14 protein-coding genes are annotated in these 18,937 nt (G+C 66.7%); 2 read left to right on the forward strand and 12 right to left on the reverse strand.

The features are described 5' to 3' along the window. Positions 1–50: 50 nt before the first annotated feature. Positions 51–1,574, reverse strand: coding sequence for an XrtA system polysaccharide chain length determinant (locus tag AC6H42_RS01820; protein ID WP_497547285.1), 1,524 nt, complete (start codon positions 1,572–1,574; stop codon positions 51–53). A 129-nt stretch (positions 1,575–1,703) separates the two neighbouring features. Next, the gene (locus AC6H42_RS01825; protein ID WP_497547286.1) at positions 1,704–2,636 is read right to left on the reverse strand and encodes an EDSAP-1 family PEP-CTERM protein; all 933 of its coding nucleotides are present in this window, start codon (positions 2,634–2,636) and stop codon (positions 1,704–1,706) included. A gap of 288 nt (positions 2,637–2,924) precedes the next feature. On the opposite strand from AC6H42_RS01825, the gene AC6H42_RS01830 reads away from it, so the two are divergent. Both AC6H42_RS01830 and AC6H42_RS01835 read left to right on the forward strand, forming a co-directional pair. Further along, the gene (locus AC6H42_RS01830) at positions 2,925–3,671 is read left to right on the forward strand and encodes an N-acyl amino acid synthase FeeM domain-containing protein (RefSeq protein ID WP_497547287.1); all 747 of its coding nucleotides are present in this window, start codon (positions 2,925–2,927) and stop codon (positions 3,669–3,671) included. A 2-nt stretch (positions 3,672–3,673) separates the two neighbouring features. After that, positions 3,674–5,320: an FAD-binding oxidoreductase gene (locus tag AC6H42_RS01835; protein ID WP_497547288.1), complete on the forward strand. Its 1,647-nt coding sequence runs from the start codon at positions 3,674–3,676 to the stop codon at positions 5,318–5,320. Here AC6H42_RS01835 and AC6H42_RS01840 read toward each other — a convergent pair. From AC6H42_RS01840 to AC6H42_RS01885, 10 genes are all read right to left on the reverse strand, one after another. After that, complete coding sequence (locus AC6H42_RS01840) at positions 5,317–6,264, reverse strand: PEP-CTERM sorting domain-containing protein (RefSeq protein ID WP_497547289.1); 948 nt, start codon at positions 6,262–6,264, stop codon at positions 5,317–5,319. The two genes, AC6H42_RS01835 and AC6H42_RS01840, sit on opposite strands and share 4 nt — an antisense overlap. A gap of 215 nt (positions 6,265–6,479) precedes the next feature. After that, the gene (gene prsT, locus AC6H42_RS01845; RefSeq protein WP_497547290.1) at positions 6,480–9,269 is read right to left on the reverse strand and encodes an XrtA/PEP-CTERM system TPR-repeat protein PrsT; all 2,790 of its coding nucleotides are present in this window, start codon (positions 9,267–9,269) and stop codon (positions 6,480–6,482) included. A gap of 80 nt (positions 9,270–9,349) precedes the next feature. Beyond that, positions 9,350–10,618, reverse strand: a complete 1,269-nt coding sequence (locus AC6H42_RS01850) for a SpoVR family protein (protein ID WP_497547291.1) — start codon at positions 10,616–10,618, stop codon at positions 9,350–9,352. Next, positions 10,615–11,955, reverse strand: a complete 1,341-nt coding sequence (locus tag AC6H42_RS01855; protein WP_497547292.1) for a DUF444 family protein — start codon at positions 11,953–11,955, stop codon at positions 10,615–10,617. Before AC6H42_RS01855 ends, AC6H42_RS01850 begins: the two co-directional genes overlap by 4 nt. Then, on the reverse strand, positions 11,952–13,898 hold the full coding sequence (locus AC6H42_RS01860; RefSeq protein WP_497547293.1) for a serine protein kinase: 1,947 nt from the start codon (positions 13,896–13,898) through the stop codon (positions 11,952–11,954). The genes AC6H42_RS01855 and AC6H42_RS01860 overlap by 4 nt, the downstream gene beginning before the upstream one ends. A gap of 159 nt (positions 13,899–14,057) precedes the next feature. After that, a complete protein-coding gene (locus AC6H42_RS01865; protein ID WP_057156624.1) occupies positions 14,058–15,500 on the reverse strand; it encodes a catalase in 1,443 nt (480 codons plus the stop codon). A gap of 9 nt (positions 15,501–15,509) precedes the next feature. Further along, positions 15,510–16,187, reverse strand: coding sequence for a LuxR C-terminal-related transcriptional regulator (locus AC6H42_RS01870; RefSeq protein WP_057156623.1), 678 nt, complete (start codon positions 16,185–16,187; stop codon positions 15,510–15,512). A 135-nt stretch (positions 16,188–16,322) separates the two neighbouring features. Beyond that, a complete protein-coding gene (locus AC6H42_RS01875; protein WP_057156622.1) occupies positions 16,323–17,018 on the reverse strand; it encodes a YoaK family protein in 696 nt (231 codons plus the stop codon). 96 nt (positions 17,019–17,114) lie between these two features. Then, positions 17,115–18,032, reverse strand: coding sequence for a LysR family transcriptional regulator (locus AC6H42_RS01880; protein ID WP_057156621.1), 918 nt, complete (start codon positions 18,030–18,032; stop codon positions 17,115–17,117). A gap of 15 nt (positions 18,033–18,047) precedes the next feature. Further along, complete coding sequence (locus tag AC6H42_RS01885; RefSeq protein ID WP_200953999.1) at positions 18,048–18,455, reverse strand: hypothetical protein; 408 nt, start codon at positions 18,453–18,455, stop codon at positions 18,048–18,050. Positions 18,456–18,937: the final 482 nt, after the last annotated feature.

Consider the following 18,937-nt stretch of genomic DNA (forward strand, 5'->3'; position numbering starts at 1 on the left):
GGATGGAATCAGGGCGGGGATGAACGCCGGCACGAGGCCGGTGCCGCGCGCTAGACCAGCAGGGCATTGGCCAGCACGCCGCCGTAGAACATCAGCAGGCAGCCGAAGGCGGCGCCGAAGCCGGCCAGGCCGTGGCGGCGCTTGACCTTTTGCTCCGGGGTCCAGTTCATGGTGACGGTGCCTAGCACGTTCAGTCCGGTGAACGAGCGCAGTTCGGCCGGGCTGAGGAAGGTGGGGCGGATCTGTGTGATCAGCAGCGCCGTGGCGATGCCCGCCGCCAGTGCGGCCAGCAGCACGCCGCTGTACAGCAGCGGGCGGTTCGGGCCGATCGGACGCATCGGCACCGTGGGCGGGTCGATGATCTTGAAGCTCATCATTTCGGTGGTGGAACTGAGGTCGCCCGACAGCTTGGCCACTTCGCGCCGGCTGATCAGTTTCTCGTAATTTTCCTTGTTGATCTGGTAGTCGCGGTTCAACTGGGCCAGCTGGGCCTCGGTTTCCGGCACCGCCTGGCTTTGCGCCTCCAGCCGCGCATGGCGCGCCGCCAGTTCCTGCACCCGCACCTTGGCGGCGGCCACCTTGGCGTCGGCCTCGGTCAGCGCCACCTTCAGCTGTTGCAGCATGGGGCTGAAGTTCTTGCCCGGGTCGGCGGCGGCCGATTTGTTCTTGTTCTCCTCGACCTTGCGCTGTTCCAGCTGCGCCACCAGGCGGCGGGTGGAGGCGATGTCGGGATGCAGCTCGGTGTACTGCAGCAGCAGCGCGTCCAGGTTCTTGTTCAGCGAGGCGATGCGCTCGTCGATCTCGGGGTTGACGATTTCGGTGGGACTGAGGTCGCCGAGGATGGGCTCGTCGCCGGTGGTCTGGGCGCGGATCGCGTTGCGCGACTGTTCCGCTTCCATCAGCTCGAGCTGGGCGCCGCTGAGCGCGTCCGACGACATCTGCAGCTGGGAGCCGTAGTCCAGTCCCTGGCGCGGCAGCAGCGCGCTGTGCGCCATCTTGAACTCCTTGACCGTGTTCTCGGCCGCCACCAGCCTGTCCTCGTAGGCCTTGATCTGGTCGTCGATAAACTGCACGGCCTTCTGCGACTCGCCCTTCTTGCCCTTGAAGCTGCCCTCGACGAAGATGGTCAGCAGCGACTGCACCACGTCGCGCACCAGGCGCGGATTGCTGTTGCTGTAGCTGATGGTGTAGATGTCGTAGCTGCCGGTGCTGGCGATCTTGATCCTGGTGAGCAGGTCCTCGATTTGCAGCTCGTGCTCGCGCGCCGTGGCGGTGCTCAGGTCCATGTCCACCATGCGGATCACGCGTTCGATATTGGGCCGGCTTAACAGCGTGCGGCTCATGATGGCGACCTGCTGCTCCACGTTCGGCACGCTGGTCATTCCTTGCAGCAGCGGCTTCAGGACGGTCTGCGTGTCGACGAAGACGCGCGCGGAGGTCTGGTAGTTGTCGGGCAGCGTGGCGACCTTGATCCAGCCTCCGACTGCCACCAGCCAGGCCACGCCGACTGCGGGCCAGCGGTATTTCCAGATGCCGCGTACGTGTGTAAGCAGCTGGTTGATGAACTCTTCCATGATACTGGCTCCTCAAGTTCGGCGGTTGCTTCCTGCTGTCCGATTATAGGAGCGGCTTATCGCGGCTCAGGCTGTAACTGCGTTCCGCTTGAGCCGCGTCAAGTTGCGGCGTTGCGCTCGCGCGCGCGGCTAGCGCTGGCGCCGGCGGCTCAGCAAAGACATGCTGAGCAGACCTGCGGCCAGCACCGCCAGCGTGCCGGGTTCCGGCAGTTCCTGCTGCAAGGCGTTGGCCAGCGAGTTGTGCTGGATCGTGATCTGATAGGTCTGGCCGACCACCAGCAGCGGCGTGGTGGCGGTGAAGAAGGACGACCCCGGCGCATAGATCAGATCGTTCGGCGCGCCGTCGGTGGCGCTGACGTTGCTCAGGCCGTTGAGCTCGTTGGGCGCATAGGACAGCACGTTGACGCCGGTGGTGATGTTGACGATGTTGATCGACCAGGACAGGCGCGCATTGGCGTTCGAGGTCGGACCGGAACCGGGCGTGACCAGCGCGCGGGTGTAGGGATCGCCGTCGAAGGCGATGGTCATGGTATCGGCCGCGCCCAGTACGAAGGAGAAGGTGGTCGAGGTGCCGACGTCGGAATTGCCCGAGGCCACGGCGTTGACGGCGGTGGAGGCGTCGGCGCGGGTCGATGCATTGGCGCCGGCCGGATTGCCGTTGACGATGATGGACGAGCCGGTCAGGCGCTGGTCGGCGTGGCCGTAGGTGTTGGTGATGGGAGGCAGGCCGGCGATGGGCGTGTAGGTGTCGGGCGGCACCGGCGGGCAGGCGCCCAGGCACTGCTGCGCGACGTTGGGCGGCACCGGATTGAGGATGCTGCGCGAATCGGCGTCGTTGGCGAATACGCCGTTCAGCCCGGCGGTCGCGTGGGCATCGTTGGTGCCGGTCAGCGTGGCGAAGTCGGCCGTGCTGAAGGCGGCGCCGCTGGCGTGCAGCAGACGGAAGTTGCTGATGTTCAATATGGACGAGGCAAACGTTTCCGCCTGCGCCGTGCCGGCTGCCGTCAGGCTCAGGCTGGCTGCCATGACTGTGAACAGGAGACCTTTCTTGATGATGTTCATAACGTGCTACTCCTTTTAATAGACTCGAGGTTGACGGCCGTGGTGTGCCGTTGGGGCTCTTACAGCAGCATCCGTGCCAGGAAAAATTCTCTTTAAAAATCAGTTGCTTGCGATCTTCTTGCGCGGAGCGCGGCAGGCTTTGCCAAGGAAAGCGACAGTGCGCCTGGCGGCCTCTGCAAAAAAATCTGCGCGCAGGGGAACTTTCTGCAGATCTGCTTGTCTGACTGGATGAGCCCAGCTCGCCATTCGGGAGCTGGTCGCCAAAATGACAAGCAAAGGAGCGCGAGCGTGCACCAAGAAGACGACACCATCATTTCCTTTGACGCGACTACCGGGTTGAGCGACCTGGTGGTTGGCGAAGGGCTGGCCGACACGTCACTCGATCATCCGATCGACCAGCAAATCTTTCATATCCGCATGGCCAACTCACGCGGGCGGCGCGAAGCCGCCACGCTGCTGTTAAAAAAAATGTACGGCTGGCGCGGCTATGACGTCGATCCGTCGGCGCACCACGTGCTGAACCGCATCACGCTGTATGCGGAAACCGGCGGCGTTACCGTGGGCACCATGTCGCTGTGCCTGGACGATCCGCAACTGGGCCTGCCGGCCGACGAGAATTTCCGCGACAAGCTGGACCTGCTGCGCACCCGGCAGCGGCGACTGTGCGAGCCGTCCCGGCTGGCGATCGACAAGGGCGTGTCCAAGCGCGTGTTCGCCGCGCTGATCCACATCTCCTATATCTATGCGCACAACATCCACGGCTTCAGCGACTATGTCATCGAAGTCAATCCGCGCCACGTGATGTTCTACAAGCGCATGCTGGGCTTCCAGGACTTCGGCGGCCAGCGCGATTGCAGCAGGGTGGGTGCGCCCGCCGTGCTGCTGCGGCTGGACCTGGGCTATATGGGTGAACAGATCCGCAAGTTCGGCGGCCTGATGGAGCAGCAGACCGCCGAGCGCTCTTTCTATCCCTATTTCTTTCCCATCTGGGACGAGCCCGGCATCACTTCGCGCCTGGTGCAGGGCAGGAACTAGCCATGGCCGCCACGGCTGCCGAAGGGCAGGAGCAAGCGCTGGTGGCTGCGCTGGCGGAGTGGCGCGCGCTGCTGGGCGCGTCCCGGGTGCTGGACGACGGCGCCACACTGGCGGCGTATGCGAGCAGCACGGCCTCATGGCGCACGCTGCCGGCGGCCGTGCTGCGCCCGCGCACGCGCGGCGAGGTGGAGGCCCTGGTGCGCATCGCCGCCGCGCGGCGCCTCGCGCTGTACCCGATCAGCACCGGCCGCAACTGGGGCTACGGCGACGCGTGCGCGCCCGCGCCGGGCCAGGTGATCGTCGACCTGAGCGGCATGAACCGCATCCGCGAAGTCGACGCGCGCCTGGCTTACGTGGTGATCGAGCCGGGCGTGACGCAGCAGCAGCTGGCGCAGTATCTGCTGTCGGCAGACTTGCCACTGTGGATGGACAGCACCGGCGCCGGACCGGACACCAGCCTGCTGGGCAATATCCTCGAACGCGGCTTTGGCCACAGCCCCTATGGCAACCGGTTCCAGAACGTGTGCGGCATGGAGATCGTGCTGGCCGACGGCGAAGTGCTGCACACCGGCTTCGGCCACTTTTCCGGCGCGCGCAACGGCCGCGTGTTCCCCTATGGCCTGGGACCGTGGCTGGACGGCCTGTTTACGCAGTCGAATTTCGGCATCGTCACCTGCGTCGGGCTGTGGCTGATGCCGAAGACCGACGCCATCAACCATTTTCTGTGCAGCGTCGAGCGGCACGAAGACATTGCAGCGGTGATTGACGCGCTGCGGCCGTTGCGGCTGGATGGCACCCTGCGCAGCATTCTGCACATCGGCAACGACCTGCGCGTGATCTCGGGCGGCATGACCTATCCGCACCAGCGCGCCGGCGGCGCCGCGCCGCTGCCGGCGGCCTTGCGCCAGCAGTTGCGGCAAGAGGCCGGCGTCGGCGCCTGGACCGTGTCCGGCGCGCTCTACGGCAGCACCTGCCAGGTGGCCTGCGCGCGGCGCGCCGTGCAGCGCGCCCTGCGGCACACCAGCGCACGGCCGCAGTTCATTGACGAACGCAAGCTGGCCATGGGCGCGTGGCTGGCGCGCCTGCTGGCGCGCTGGCCGGCAGGCCGGCGCCTGCAAGCCCGCGTCGCGCTGGGCCGCTCGCTGTTTGACATGAACAAGGGCCTGCCGAACGGGCGCTTCCTTGCCGGCGCCTACTGGCGGCGGCGCGGCGGCCTGCCGCCGGGCTTTCCCGCCAACGCCAACCCGGCGCTGGACAATTGCGGCTTGTTGTGGGTATCGCCGGTGCTGCCCATGCGCGGCGACGAACTGCTGCGTGTGCATGCGCTGGCCGAACCGATCTTCCAGCTGCACGGCTTCGACCTGTTTGCCACCTTCAGCATGATCAACGAGCGCGCGCTGGGTGGCGTGCTGACGGTGGCCTACGACAAGGACGACGCGGACGAGGCAGCCCGCGCGATGCAGTGCTACCGCCAGCTGTTCGACGCCGTCATGCAGGCCGGCTACGTGCCGTACCGGGTGGGCCTGCAGTCGATGGCCGACCTCGATGGCGGCGGCGACAGCTACTGGCGCACCGTAGCGCGCATCAAGGCTGCGCTGGATCCGCAAGGCATCATCGCGCCCGGGCGCTACCAGCCGGGGCCAGGCTAGGGCGCGCATGGCCCGCCGCGCCGGCGGCGCATGGCCAGGCCCAGCAAGCCCACGGCGATCAGCGCCAGCATGCCCGGCTCGGGCAGCGCGACCTGCGCGACGACCGGATTGGCAATCCGGGTGCTCCAGCCGTTCTGCGCCACGATGGAGCCGGCCAGTGTGCGTGTCAAGGTGTTGATGCCGAAGAAATCGGCGCCGCCTGCGTTGCTGCCGCTGCGGAAGTACAGGCAGCCGGGGCCGGACACGCAGTCGGCCAGATAGGCGCCGGTGCCGTAGGCCGGGATAGGCATGCCGTCGAATTCCTGGAACAGCGTGGTCGAGTAGGGATTGAAGCCGGGGTCGCTCATGCCGGCCACCGGGCCGTTGACCAGTCCAGGCGCGAATACCCAGCTCATCAGCAGCTCGCCGTCGGTGATGCCCTGGAGCTTGCCGAAGCCCTGGCGGTCGCTGGCCTTGACGCCGCCCAAGCCGAAGCCGGGGTTGGTGCCGCCGATTTGCTGGTCGAGGTAGAAGTCCAGGTGGATCAGCCCGTCGCAGCCGAAGGCGGCGTTGGTGCAGCCCACGCTGTAGGTACGCTTGCCGAGGCCGCCGGTCGCGGGCGCGCTGCTGGCGTCGCCCATGCCATACATCATGAAGGAAATGCTCTGGTTATTCTGGCTTTGATGCCAAAAGCTGTCGGATGGGTTGTCCAGTCCGGTGATCGACGTCAGATAGCCGGCCGCGAACCCTGACTCCCGCAGTACGCCGGCCGTGGCGGGCTGGTGGTCGGCACTGGCGGCCTGGTAGCCGCTGTACCTGATCTCCACCGCGCCGGATTTGGTCAGTGCGAAGGGAGCGAGCGGCGCCGCCGCGGCCAGCGGCGCCAGGACGGCGGACAGACAGCACAGCGCGTTGCGTATAACGGCCAAGCTAAGCATGATGAACTCCTGTGGTTGGTGGCTCATGGACTCTCATGTAACTACTTGGCAGTTACTTAGCAATATGCGCGCCAACGGTGCGCCGCGCTGCAGGGCGCCCGTGCTACATGGGTCCGCGCATGCTTTCCTGTAACTGCGGCGCGTGCGTGTAAGCAAAAGCGACGCAGCTGCGGCCGGAAGGCATCGCGGCCGGCGCTGTCCGGTTCGCCTGCGTTCGGACCGCGGTTCGCCTGCCGTTGCGCCTACAGCAGCGGCAGCAAGGCCCGCACCTCGCTGTGCCGCGCGAAGGATTTGTCCGCCAGCAGGCGCTCGAACTGGCGCCGCGCGGCCGGCTTGTCGCCGCTTTTCATCAGCGCGGTGGCATAGTGGAAGCGGATCTCGGTGGCGTGCGGCGCCGCATCGCTGGCCAGCTTGAGCAGTGGCAGGGCACGTTCCGGCTGGCCTTGCTCCAGCAGCACCCAGCCCAGTGTATCGCTGACGGCGGGGTTGGCGGCCGCCAGCTTGTGCGCGCGTTCGGCGAAGGCGAGTGCGCGCTTGTCCTTCAGTTGCTGCAGCGACCATGCCAGGTCGTTTAGCGCCATCACGTTGCCGGCGTCGGCCTCGACGATCTTTTCGTACTGCGCCGCCGCGCCCGCGTAATCCTGCGCGTTCATCAGCGCGCTGGCCAGGTAAATGCGCGCCGCCGCGTCGCGCGGATGTTCCTTCAGCCACTGCAGCATGCGCGCGGTGGCATCCTGCCTGCGTCCCAGCGCCTCGAGCGCGCGGTGGACGGCGATCACCGTGGGGCCGCTGGGCTGCAGCGTATATGCCTGCTCATAGAGTTTGAGCGCGGGCGCAGCCCGGCCTTGCGCCATCAGGATATCGCCTTCCAGCTTGTAGCCCTGCGGCAGTTTCGGACTGCGCTTCTGGGCTTGCTGGGCGATGCCGAAGGCTTCCGTCCAGGCCGCCTGTTCCACCAGCAGGCGCACCGTCGTCAGCTGCGCCAGTCCATTGTCCGGCTGCAGCGCCAGCGCCTTGCGCGACGCGGTCAGCGCCTCGGGCAACTGGCGCAGCGCCATATTGGCGCCGGCAATCTGCATCTGCACCATGGCCGAATCCGGCTGCAGCACAGCCAGTTTCTTATAGCTGTCGAGTGCGGCTTCATGGCTGGCTGCGGCGGTCTGGGCCTGCGCCAGCAAGGCAAGCACGTCGGCGCTGGCGGGGTTGCTGCCCTGGAGCTTCTGCGCCAGCGTCAGTGCCTTCAGGGTTTCGCCGGCGCGCAAGTAGTAGTTGGCCAGCAGCATGGCGGGCGGCAGCGCGTCCGGGTGTTCGCGTTGCGCGCGTTCCAGCCAGCCGATCGCCTCGCCGGTCTTGCCCTGGCCGGTGGCCAGCCGCGCCAGCGCGGTCATGACGGCGACGTTCTTCTTGTCCTTGGCCAGCACCGCCTCGTAGCGCTGGCGCGCCCGTTCCGGCTGGTGGTCCAGCACGTCCAGCTGGGCCAGGTTGTCAAGCGCGGGCAGATAGGCCGGATCGAGCGACAGCGCCCCCTGAAAGGCCTGCCGCGCGCCGGCGAAGTCTTGGCTGGCCAGCAGCACGCCGCCTTTCAGGTTCTGCACGGCAGGGTTGTTGTCCTGCTTCTCCAGCGCGGCCACGGCGGCCATCGCCTTGGGGAAGTCCCTGTTGCGCATGTGTAGCACCACCAGCATGATGCCCGGGCGCGGGGTTTTGCTATCCAGGCCGCTGGCGCGCTCCAGTTCGGAAATCGCGCGCTGGCTGTCGCCCATGCCCAGCCGGCTCGCCCCCAGCGCCGTGTGCAGCGATGGCGCGCCAGGCGCCAGTTCCACCGCCTTCTGGAAGTAGCCGGCGGCGTTGCCGAACTGCTGCAGGCGCATGTGGGCGTCGCCGGCGGCGGCCAGCAGTTCCGCGTCCTGCGGATACTTCTCGATCAGCGGCCCCAGCAAGGCGATCGCTTCGGCGGGTTTGCCGTTGCGCAGCAGCGTCGCGGCCAGCAGCTTGCTGCCGTACAGGTGCCCGGACACGTTGTCGAGGAAGTGGCGCAGGTGCTGTTCGGCCTGGGTGTTGTTATTCAATTCGTACTGCACCGCCCCCGCCAGCAGCACGGCGGGCATGTAGTCCGGCGCCGCGCGCAGCACCAGCTGCAACTGTTCCAGCGCGGCGGCGTTGCGCTGCTCGCGGAAATCGAGCAGGGCTTGGGTAAACACCAGCGGCAGGCTGGCCGGCGTCAGCGCGCGGGCGCGCGCCAGCTGGGCCTTGGCGTCGGCGTACTTGCCATCCTGGATCAGCAGGCTGGCGATATCGATGCGGGTTTGCAGGTCGGCCGGCCGCAGCTTGAGGATGTGCTCGTAGCTGGCGCGGGCCTCGGCCGGTTTGCCCTGCACGCGCAGCAAGTCGGCGCGAAAACGCAGCGCGTCCACATCTTGCGGATGGCTGGCGAGGGCCTGCCCGGCCAGGACGCCGGCGCGCGCGGTATCGTCGTCCATCAGCGCCATGCGGGCCTGGCCCAGCAGCGCGAGGGTGTTGTCCTGCTGTGCCGCCAGCGCCGCGTCCAGCAGCTGGGCGGCGTCGGCGCGGCGGTTCAAGCCCAGCAGGGCATAGGCGCGCCAGGCCATCAGGTCGGCCGACGGCGGCGCGTCCGGCAGCGTGGTCAGGACAGCCTGGAACTGCTGCTGCAACAGCAGGACGCGCGCCAGGCGTGGCAGGATTTCCGGATCGGCCATGCCGGCCTGGCGCGCGCGCCGGTACTCCTTCTCGGCCGACGGCACGTCGCCGCCCTCCAGGTAGAAATCGCCCAGCAGCGCGCGGGCGGTGGGGTGTTCGGGATTGGCTTGCAGCACGTTCTTGAGCTGGATGATGGCAGCCTTGCTGTCGCCCTTCTTTTGGTAGGCCTGCGCTTCGGCGAGCAGACGGGGCGTGTCGGGCTTGTCTTTGCAGGCGGGCAGGCAGATGGCGAGCAGGGCGGCGGCCAGGCTGGCGCGCAGGCAACGGCGCAGCACAGGCGCGCGGCCGGCGTGGGGCAGGGATGAGTTGACCATGATTTCTCCGGGGACGGGCGTAGGGCTCCAGCGTAGGCGCTTGCCGGCCAGGGCTTGTTGATCGGCCTCAATGAACCAGTTCAGGCCTGGTCGGGACTCGCCCGCAGGCAAACTTTGGCGCCGCGCGCGTCTATCGTCAGCACCTCCACCGGCTGGCGCCAGATGCGCGTGAGGTAAGCCAGCACACGCTGGGCCTGCGGCAGTGCCAGCCCGCGTCCGTCCCGCACATGGTCGTGCTCCAGCGTCAGCCGGCCGGCTGCGCCGACCGACTGTACTGCGATGCTGGGTACGCCGTAGTGGTAGCGCGGCGCGAGAATCGCTTCGTGCAATGCGTGCAAGTCGCGGGTCGCCAGCCAGGCGGCGCCGTCCTTGTCCTGCTCGTAGACGAATAGCTGCAGGCGCTCGGCGATGTCGCGGTCGAGGTAGTTACGGATGAAGCCGAAGTCGTCCTCGTCGCGGCAGATGCGGCGCGCCTCGGCCAGGCCGTGACGGTCGATGATGTGCTCCCACAGCGCGTAACCGAGGTGGTAGGGATTTAGCTGCAGGGCGGAGCGGCCGTCGCCGCAGGCACGGACGATGTCGGAATGGGCGCGGATAGCGTCCAGGTACAGCTGCGTCGGCAGGAATGCCGCGTCGCGCAGCAGGCGCGCGTGCCAGTAGGAGGCCCAGCCTTCGTTCATGATCTGGCAGGCGTAGACCGGGTAGAAGTACAGCGCTTCCTCGCGCACGGCGAGCAGGATGTCGCGCTCCCAGTCCTGCAGCGATGGGGCGTGGCGGGCCATGAAGCGCAGCAGGTCTGGTTCGGGCAGCGCCGCCCGGACTGCGCCCGGGGCCGTGGCTGGGATGCCGAGGAGGTCATCCGGAGGATGGGGATCGACGTGCGCTTCCAGCGCCAGCGCGGCATCCAGCACCGCGTCCACCGCCGGCTGCCCGTGCAGCCTGGCCGCGCGCTCGATGCGCCTGGCGCGGGCCGCACTTTGCTCGACGATGCCGCCGCCTGCCTGCTGCATGAAGCCGGCGAACAAGGCGTTGCGGTGCACGAAGTCGGCATGGCCCAGTACGTGGGCCGTGACCAGGGCGTTCTCCGCCTCGGTGTTGCTGTCCATTAAGTAGGCGCGGCATGGCCTTCCCGGAAACATGACTTCGTAGATGCGCGACTGGCCCATGTGCTGCATGGTCATCTGGCGCAGGTAGCGCAGGCCGTAGGACCAGTGGCGCATGCGCACCGGCAGCCCGTAGATCGCCATTTCCGTCATGAAGCTCTGCGGCACGCGTTCGAATATCACGGGGCCGCATTGCAGGCCCTGTTCGGCTGCGAGCGTCTCGAAGGCGGCTGCGCAGGCGTTCATGCCGCCGCTTCGCCATGGCGGAAAAAGCAGCGGATCGCGGTCCAGGCATCGTCCGGCTCCCGCAGCACGCAGCTTGCGACCGGGTCGCCCGCCTGCTTGCGGGCGGCGAACAGGCGATGCAGCTCGCTGGCTGTGTTGTCCTGCCGCGTCGGACCGGCTGCGGTTTCCACATAGCCCATGTAGTTCAACATGGGCGACAGCGCCGCCAGCGCCAGGCTGGCGGCAACGCGGTCTTCGCTGGAGTTCTCGCCGTCCGACGCGTAGAACAGGTAGGTGTTGTAGCGGCCGCCGCCGTAGTCGCCACGCGCAATAGCGTGCGCCAGCGCGAATACACTGGACGCCTGGGTGCCGCCTTCGCCCGCGATCTGGAAGAAGTCCCGTTCCGGAAATTCCCAGGCACGCGTGGTATGGGCCAGGAAGCGCACCGCCACGTCGCGGTAGCGGCGGCGCAGGCCGTGCAGCGTGAAATGGAAGAAGGTCTTGGCCAGTTTGCGCTCGGCCAACGTCATGCTGGCCGAGACGTCCATGGCAAACAGCACCACGGCTTTGCCGGCCGCGTGTGGCTTGGGCAGCGCCTGCCGGAAGCGCAAATCGTCGTTGACAAAAGGCGGCGGGCCGTTGTCCGGCGCTGGCAAGGCGGCCGGCCCGGCGCAGGGCGCCTGGCCGGGCCTGGCCTCGGCTCCTGCTCCCCGTCCCGCCAGTCCCGGCGGGCGGTAGGCGGCACGGCGCTTGACGGCCTGCATGACGGTGCGGCGCCGGTCCAGCTGTGACGGCGCGCCTTGCTTGCTCCAGCCATTGCGCGCATCAGCCGGGTCCGTCCCCTGGCCGGGGCCGGGCACCAGCAGAGGCAGTTCCAGTTCCTCCCACAGCCAATCCATGATATCGCTGGCGGCGAACTCAAGTTGCACCCGCAGGCTGTAGCCGGGACCGGCATGCCCGCCAGCGCCGCTCAATGCCCCGTCGCCGGCGTCCGTGCCCGGCGCGCCGTCCGTACCGCTGCTGCCGCCAAGCGGTGCGGGGCCGGCGGCGCCTGCCGGGCTGCCACCATCCGGGCCGCCAGGATCGCGGCCGGGGCGCAGCATGTCGCCTGGGCGGCCGGTGCCCTGGCCCGCGCCGCGCTCGCCGTCGGACAGGCTGGCAAGGCGGAAGCGGGCGTGCTCCAGCAAGTGCAGCGGCACCCGCACCGGACGGTCGGGATGGCCGGACATGAGGTCCGGGCTTGCCAGCAACTGCGGCACATAAGCACGCACCGCTTCGCGCACCTTCCGGTTGTGGCGCAGCCAGTCGCGCTCGCCGCGTGCGAACAGTTCATACCATCTGGCATGCGGCGCGCTCATTCCTGCGCCAGCAAGGTGGTGACGTAACACAGCGCTTCGCGCGCGCTGTGGCCGTCGTAGCCGTACTCGTCCACCAGGCGCTGTTCCACCGCCGCCACCCGCGCCCGCGTGCCATCGTCCGGGCGGCGGTCCGAGCTGACCAGCCGCAGCACGTCGCGCCGCTGATCGAACAGGTATTGCTGGATGGCTTCCCGCAGCGCCGCGTGGTTGCCCAGGCTGAACTGCTCGCCGCGCTTGTAGGCACCCATGGCCTTGCGTACCACTTCCTGCCGGAACGATTGCTTGCCGGCCTCGCTGACGTGAATCTTTTCCTCCACCGCGCGCAGAAAGCGTTCGTCCGGCCGCCGTTCATCGTTGCTGATGGGGTCGGTGACCTGGCGGTTGTCCAGCATCGCCTCCACTTCGTCCAGATACTTCTCCAGCAGGTCTTGCGCCTCGCGCTCGAAGCAGACGAAGAGTGCGCGGTGCACGTCCTCCTTGACCCAGGCGTTGTAGAACTCCTTGCGCGCCAGCACCACATGCTCGAGCCAGCAGCGCTTCCTGCGCGCGTCGATGCGGGCGTCGCTGTCGATCGCGTCTTTCAGTGCCAGCAGTACTTCCATGGCGCCCAGGCTGCGGTTACCGGATTGGACTATGGCGTGCGACAGCGCGTTGACGACGAAACGCGGGGAGACCCCGGACAGGCCCTCGTCCAGCGCGCCTTCCCGGGTGCGGGCCGCAGCGCTGCGGTGCATGCCGTCCACGTCTTCGCCGGCGTGCAGCCGCACCTTGCGCACCAGTTCGTCTTCCTTGCCTTCGCTGTCGGCAAGACGGCTCAGCACGGCGAACACGGCGGCCGCATGCAGCGCGTGCGGGTCCAGGTGCGCGTCGCGGAAGGCCGGCGCGGCGGACTTGATCAGCTTGGCGTAGATGCGCGCCTCCTCGCGGTAGTTCAGCGTGTAAGGCACTTGCACGATCACCATGCGGTCCAGCAGCGCCTCGTTTTCGCTCTCCTGCACGAAGCGGCGGAATTCGGCCAGGTTGGTGTGCGCCACGATGGTCTCGTCCAGGTAGATCAGTGGGAAGCGCGCAACCTTGACATTCCTTTCCTGCGTCAGCGTCAGCAGCAGGTGCAGGAATTCGCGCTTGGCTTTGAGGATTTCTATCATCTCCAGCAGGCCGCGGCTGGCCGCGTAGACGGCGCCGGACCAGGACCACGCACGCGGATCGCCCTCGTCGCCGACTTCGGCAACCTTGGACAGGTCGACCGAACCGACCAGGTCCGCCATGTCGGCGGTGGCGGGGTCGTGCGGCGCGTAAGTGCCCACGCCGCAGCGGTCCGCCTCCAACAGCAACAGCCGTTCCACCGGCATGTGCAGAAAGTCGCCGCCATGCTGGCGTTCCAGCCGCGCGCGGCAGTGCGGACAAAGCTCGCCCTCGGCCGTCACGCCATAGGTGTCGCGGAACGCGCCGCGCAGGCTGTGCGGCAGCAAGTGCAGCGGCGACTCGTGCACCGGACAGCCGGCGATGGCGTACAGCGCACCGTCGTCGGTGCGGCTGTACTCCTCCAGGCCGCGCTTGAGCAGGATCACCAGGGTGGATTTGCCGCCGGACGGCGGGCCGAGCAGCAACAGCAGGCGGCGGCCGACTTCGGAGCCGGCCGCGGCAGCCTGGAAATAGGCGGCAACGCGGCCCAGCGCCTCGTCCAGTCCAAACAGTTCGCCGGAAAACAGCGTGCTTCCGGGCTGTGCGCAACCCTTGTCGCCAGCGTTGTGGCCGGCGCCGCTCCAGCGCAGCATGTCCCAGATGTACTGGTGGGAATTGCGCGCCAGCAGGGCGGGTGCGCCGGGCTCGGCAGCCAGTACCTGCTCGATGAACTGGCTGAAGTTGCCGCGCCAAGGCTCGGCGCGCGGGCATTGCCCGCTGGCGTGCAAGCTGTCCAGGAATTGTTGATGATGCGCCACGGCGTCCTCCTCCAGTTGGCTAAGTATCCGCCAGCCGGCATGGAGCGGACTGAGGAGCGTCAAGCGGAAGAGGGGAACTTTTTGGGCGTGCCGGGTTCGGCGAGCCGGCGGGAGGCATCCCTGCCAACCCGCCCGGCGGACCGTTGCGGCCCGCTCCGACTACGCGACGTTGTGGATACGCGCGATGGCGGCAGCCACGCCGGCGCCGTAGGCCGGGTCGCACTTGGTGCAGTTGCCGACATGGCGGTCGATCACCTGCTGCGAGGCCCCCAGGATGGCGCGCGCGGTGTTCTCGAACAGCAGCGTTTGCTGGGCCGGCGTCATCAGCTGGAACAGCAGGCGCGGCTGTGTGTAGTAATCGTCGTCGGTGCGGTGGTTCCAGTGGTCGGCCGCGCCTTCGAGCGCCAGCGGCGGTTCGCGGAAGTCGGGCTGCTCGACCCACTCCTGGTAGCTGTTCGGCTCGTACGGCGTGGCGCCGCCCATATTGCCGTCCACCCGCATCTGGCCGTCGCGGTGGTAGCTGTGGAAGGGGCACTTCGGCGCGTTGACCGGGATCGACGCGTGGTTCACGCCCAGGCGGTAGCGCTGCGCGTCGCCGTAGGAGAACAGGCGGCCTTGCAGCATCTTGTCCGGCGAGAAGCTGATGCCGGGCACGATGTTGGCAGGATTGAACGCAGCCTGCTCCACTTCGGCGAAGTGGTTTTCGGGATTGCGGTTCAGCTCCAGCACGCCCACCTCGATCAGCGGGTAGTCCTTGTGCAGCCAGACCTTGGTCAGGTCGAACGGGTTGTAAGGGCAGGTGGCCGCCTCCTTTTCCGGCATCACTTGTACGAACAGCGTCCATTTCGGGAAGTTCTTGCCCTCGATGCTGTCGTACAGGTCGCGCAGATGGGTTTCGCGGTCCGCGCCGATGTGCGCGGTGGCTTCCGCGTCGCTGAAGTTCTCAATGCCTTGCTGCGTCTTGAGGGTGAACTTCACCCAGTAGCGCTCGTTTTGCGTATTGATGAAGCTGAAGGTGTGGCTGCCGAAGCCATGCATGTGGCGATAGCTGCGCGGAATGCCGCGGTCGCTCATCACCACCGTCACCTGGTGCAGCGCTTCCGGCAGCAGGGTCCAGAAGTCCCAGTTGCTGTTGGCGCTGCGCAGGCCACTGCGCGGGTCGCGCTTGATGGCGTGGTTCAGGTCAGGGAACTTGAGCGGGTCGCGCAGAAAGAATACCGGCGTGTTGTTGCCCACCAGGTCCCAGTTGCCCTGCTCGGTGTAGAACTTGATGGCGAAGCCGCGGATGTCGCGCTCGGCGTCGGCCGCCCCGCGTTCGCCCGCCACGGTCGAGAAGCGCACGAACAGTTCGGTCTGCTTGCCGATTTGCGAGAACAGCGCGGCCTTGGTGTACTTGGTGATGTCGTGCGTCACCGTGAAGGTGCCGTAGGCGCCGGCGCCCTTGGCGTGCATGCGCCGCTCCGGGATCACTTCACGGTCGAAATGCGCCAGCTTTTCCAGGAACCAGACGTCCTGCAGCAGGGCCGGGCCGCGCGGGCCGGCGGTCTGGATATTCTGGTTGTCGGGAACCGGCGCGCCAAAAGCCGTGGTCAGCTTGTTCATAAATTATCCTTACTGTAGTGCTGCGTTGTGAAAACCGTTGTTCTGGGGACGGGGCATGATGTTCTTGGGGGCGGTGGCGCGCTGGCTGGGACCGATCAGGCCGCGCTGCGTGGCCACCACCACCGCGTGGGTGCGGGCGGTGGCGTCCAGCTTGCTCATCAGGCCTTTGACGTGCGTCTTCACGGTGCCCACGCCGATGCCCAGTTCGCGCGCGATGGACTTGTTGCAGCAGCCTTGGGCCAGCAGGCGCAGCACGTCCGTTTCGCGGCCGGTCAGCGACTCGCGGCTCAGGCTGTCGGCCACGCAGCGCGTCACCGCCTCGCTCAGGTAGCGCAGGCCCTGGCTCAGCAGGCGTGCCGCCTTGGCCAGCTCCTCGGCGCTGCAGCCTTGCAGCAGGTAGCCGTGCACGCCGCTGTCCATGGCCATGCGCACCTCCCACTCCTTGTCGAACTGCGTCACGATGAGCACGCGCGGTGCAGGGCTGTAGCGGTCCTGCGGCATCTGCCGGGCGGCGGCGATGCCGCTCTGGTAGTCGGCCACGATGACGTGCGCCATGCTCAGCGCATGCGGGCACAGCGCGTGGGTGGAGACGGTGAATTCGCCATGCTCGCCCAGGATGGCGCGCAGTCCCGCCGTCATGACGGGGTCTTCATGCATGATGTGGATGTTGACAGTATTGAGCTGCATTGTGATCTCCTACGTACTGCAGCAGCGAACGCTGTTGCTTCTCATGCATTTATGATGTACGGGCAACGTAGGCAGATCAAGTTAAGAGATGTTAATCGGGGTTAACGCGGAGTTTGCAAGTCGTTGCAGTCCTCGCTAGGCTGCCGCCGGCTGCGGGCGCGCGCCCCAGGTGAGCCACGCTAGCAGCGCGATGGCGGGCAGCAGGCCGTAAAAGCCGGCGTAAATGTATGCAAACGCGCCGCCGATGCAACCGCTGCCGAATGCCAGTATCGGCCACAGGAATTTGGCGCAGCGGCGGTGGATGGCCTGGTCGGCGCCGCCGCGCACCACGTCCACCAGATCGATCACCAGTTGCGTGACATTGCCGGTCATAACGGTGGTCGGGGTCAGGTTGGACAGCAGCAGCTTGGCGGCGGCGTTCTGCACGCCCATGGCGGCGGCGCCGATGGCGCCCGCCAGCAGGGCCAGCGGGGTGTCGGAGGCGGTCACCGGCAGTGCTGCCAGGCCAGCCAGCATAAAGCCGATGAGCAACAGCAATTGCAGCCCGAACACGGAGCGCAGCGGCGCCACGCCGCGCCGTTCCAGCCAGAGGATGTACAGCCGGGTAAAGGCGACGGCAGCCACGAAGGCGCCGAAGGCCAGGAATTTGATCAGCACGCTATTTCCGCTGGGCCTGGCCAGTTCGCTGCCGATCAGCACGAAGTTACCGGTCACGTGGGCCGTAAACAGGCCGAACAGGGCCACGAAACCCAGCGCGTCGACGTACCCTGCGAGAAAACCAAGCGCTACGGCCTGTCGGGATGCCTGTACTTCGTTCTTGCTGTCCGCCATGAAAATGCTCCATCTATCTGTAAATGGAGGCACTGTAACGCAGCGCGCGGCGAAACGCGCTCTCCCTTATGCCCTATAGGCCGGGGCCGTGCCGCGCTAGCCGGCGGCGCCGGGGCGGTCCCAGGGCGGCGTGTCCTTGAACTGGTCCACCAGGAAATCGATCATCACGCGCACCTTGGCGCTCAGGTGGCGCCGGCTCGGGTACACGGCCTGGATGTCGATGTCCTGCATGCGGTAGTCGGGCAGCACCGGCACCAGCCGGCCGGCGCGCAGATCGGCGCCCACCAGGAAGGTCGGCTGCCAGATGATGCCGCGCCCGCCCAGCGCCACGGCGCGCGCCGTATCGCCGTTATTGGTGCGCATCATGAAGGGAATCTTGACAGTGTGCGCCTTGCCTTCCGCGTCCAGCAGCTGCCATTCGTCGCTGGCGGCATAGCTGTAGCCGATGCACTGGTGCTTCAGCAGCTCGGCCGGGGTGGCCGGGGCGCCGTGCCTGGCCAGGTAGGCGGGCGCGGCGCACAGCACGTTCACCGAACTGGCCAGCTTGCGCGCCACGTGCGAGGCCGAGCCTGCACGCGAGATGCGGATGGCCATGTCGTAGCCCTCCTCGACAATGTCGACCACGCGGTCGATCAGCGCCACTTCCAGCTGCACGTCGGGGTAAAGTTCCATGAAGCGCGGCCACAGTGGCGCCAGGTGCTGCACGCCGAAGCTGAGCGGCGCGTTAATGCGCAGCAAGCCGCGCGGCTGCATGGTGGCGGAGGAAACAATGGCTTCGGCCTCGGCCACTTCATCGAGGATGGACTTGGCGCGCTCGAACAGCGCTTCGCCGCTCGACGTGAGCGACATGCGGCGCGAGCTGCGGTTAAGCAGGCGCGTGTGCAGGTGCGCTTCCAGGTCGCTGATATAGCGGGTAACGTTGGCGGGGGAGGTGTCGAGGGCTTCGGCGGCGCGGGCAAAGCCTTCCTTGCGGACGACTTCGACGAACACTTCCAGTGCGCGTAGTCTATCCATCAGCCGTGGCAACGCTTAATAGCGGTTCCAGGTATTGGCTGCGGTGCGGGTGGCGGCCGCTTCCTTGATATTGCTCAGTTCGGCGTCGCGCGCCTCGCGCTGCATCTCGGACAACTGGGTGGCGGCCTGGCTATCGCCGGCGCGGGCGGCGTCTTCAAACAGCTTGATGGCTTCCTCGCGGCGGCTGCTGTCGGCCTGGTACTGGCGGGCCAGTTCGCGGCGCGCCACAGCCGAGCCTTGTTCGGCCCATTCGCGCAGTCGCCGCTCCGCAGCAAAATTGCCGCCCTTATTCATTTGCAAGGCCGTCGCTTCGATGACCGGTGCGGGCGGGACCATATCGTCCTTGGCTTGCACGCCGATCAGTACGCCAACGGTAACCAGCACCGTTGCTACCAAAACGCCGGATTTGTTGAATAATTCCATCTTCGAGTTTGCCCCTATGCAAGTCGCAGCCGGCGACGTGGATGCGGATGATACCACTTCTTTCCAAGCGACAACTAATGTTTTATGCTTTTGCTATTTGGTGCAGCGCATTACATCATGCGCCTTTTGCCTATGGCTTGCAAAGCGAAGCGATAATAGCATGCTCATTTTGCGCAAAAAGCACACATTCCCACCAGACAGGGTAACAATTGTAACTACTTGTGAGATTCCTCAACGCACAGTAGGAATAGGCTTACATCGTTAGCGATTTATGAACGTATTATAACTCCTGTGCATGCGTTCCTGCTTTTCGGATCAGTTTGATGCATGCAGCTTCAGAGCAAGAATGGGCGCCTCCGGCCCTGCCTGCCCGCGCGCCAAAATGCTCGCTGTGTCCCGATTGATTGCGCTAGAATCAAAGATGTTTCCTAGCGATATGGGGGCTGGAGCACTATGATGCCGATCGAGCGCGTGGCCGGCAG

The sequence above is a fragment of the Massilia sp. NBRC 108631 genome (assembly GCF_059704565.1).

What these genes read in the sequence shown, in the direction of transcription:
- AC6H42_RS01820 (WP_497547285.1), bottom strand. Translation starts at nt 1,574, where the DNA reads ATGGAAGAGTTCATCAACCAGCTGCTTACACACGTACGCGGCATCTGG.
- AC6H42_RS01880 (WP_057156621.1), bottom strand. Translation starts at nt 18,032, where the DNA reads ATGGATAGACTACGCGCACTGGAAGTGTTCGTCGAAGTCGTCCGCAAG.
- prsT (WP_497547290.1), bottom strand. Translation starts at nt 9,269, where the DNA reads ATGGTCAACTCATCCCTGCCCCACGCCGGCCGCGCGCCTGTGCTGCGC.
- AC6H42_RS01885 (WP_200953999.1), bottom strand. Translation starts at nt 18,455, where the DNA reads ATGGAATTATTCAACAAATCCGGCGTTTTGGTAGCAACGGTGCTGGTT.
- AC6H42_RS01855 (WP_497547292.1), bottom strand. Translation starts at nt 11,955, where the DNA reads ATGAGCGCGCCGCATGCCAGATGGTATGAACTGTTCGCACGCGGCGAG.
- AC6H42_RS01835 (WP_497547288.1), top strand. Translation starts at nt 3,674, where the DNA reads ATGGCCGCCACGGCTGCCGAAGGGCAGGAGCAAGCGCTGGTGGCTGCG.
- AC6H42_RS01850 (WP_497547291.1), bottom strand. Translation starts at nt 10,618, where the DNA reads ATGAACGCCTGCGCAGCCGCCTTCGAGACGCTCGCAGCCGAACAGGGC.
- AC6H42_RS01865 (WP_057156624.1), bottom strand. Translation starts at nt 15,500, where the DNA reads ATGAACAAGCTGACCACGGCTTTTGGCGCGCCGGTTCCCGACAACCAG.
- AC6H42_RS01840 (WP_497547289.1), bottom strand. Translation starts at nt 6,264, where the DNA reads ATGAGCCACCAACCACAGGAGTTCATCATGCTTAGCTTGGCCGTTATA.
- AC6H42_RS01870 (WP_057156623.1), bottom strand. Translation starts at nt 16,187, where the DNA reads ATGCAGCTCAATACTGTCAACATCCACATCATGCATGAAGACCCCGTC.
- AC6H42_RS01875 (WP_057156622.1), bottom strand. Translation starts at nt 17,018, where the DNA reads ATGGCGGACAGCAAGAACGAAGTACAGGCATCCCGACAGGCCGTAGCG.
- AC6H42_RS01825 (WP_497547286.1), bottom strand. Translation starts at nt 2,636, where the DNA reads ATGAACATCATCAAGAAAGGTCTCCTGTTCACAGTCATGGCAGCCAGC.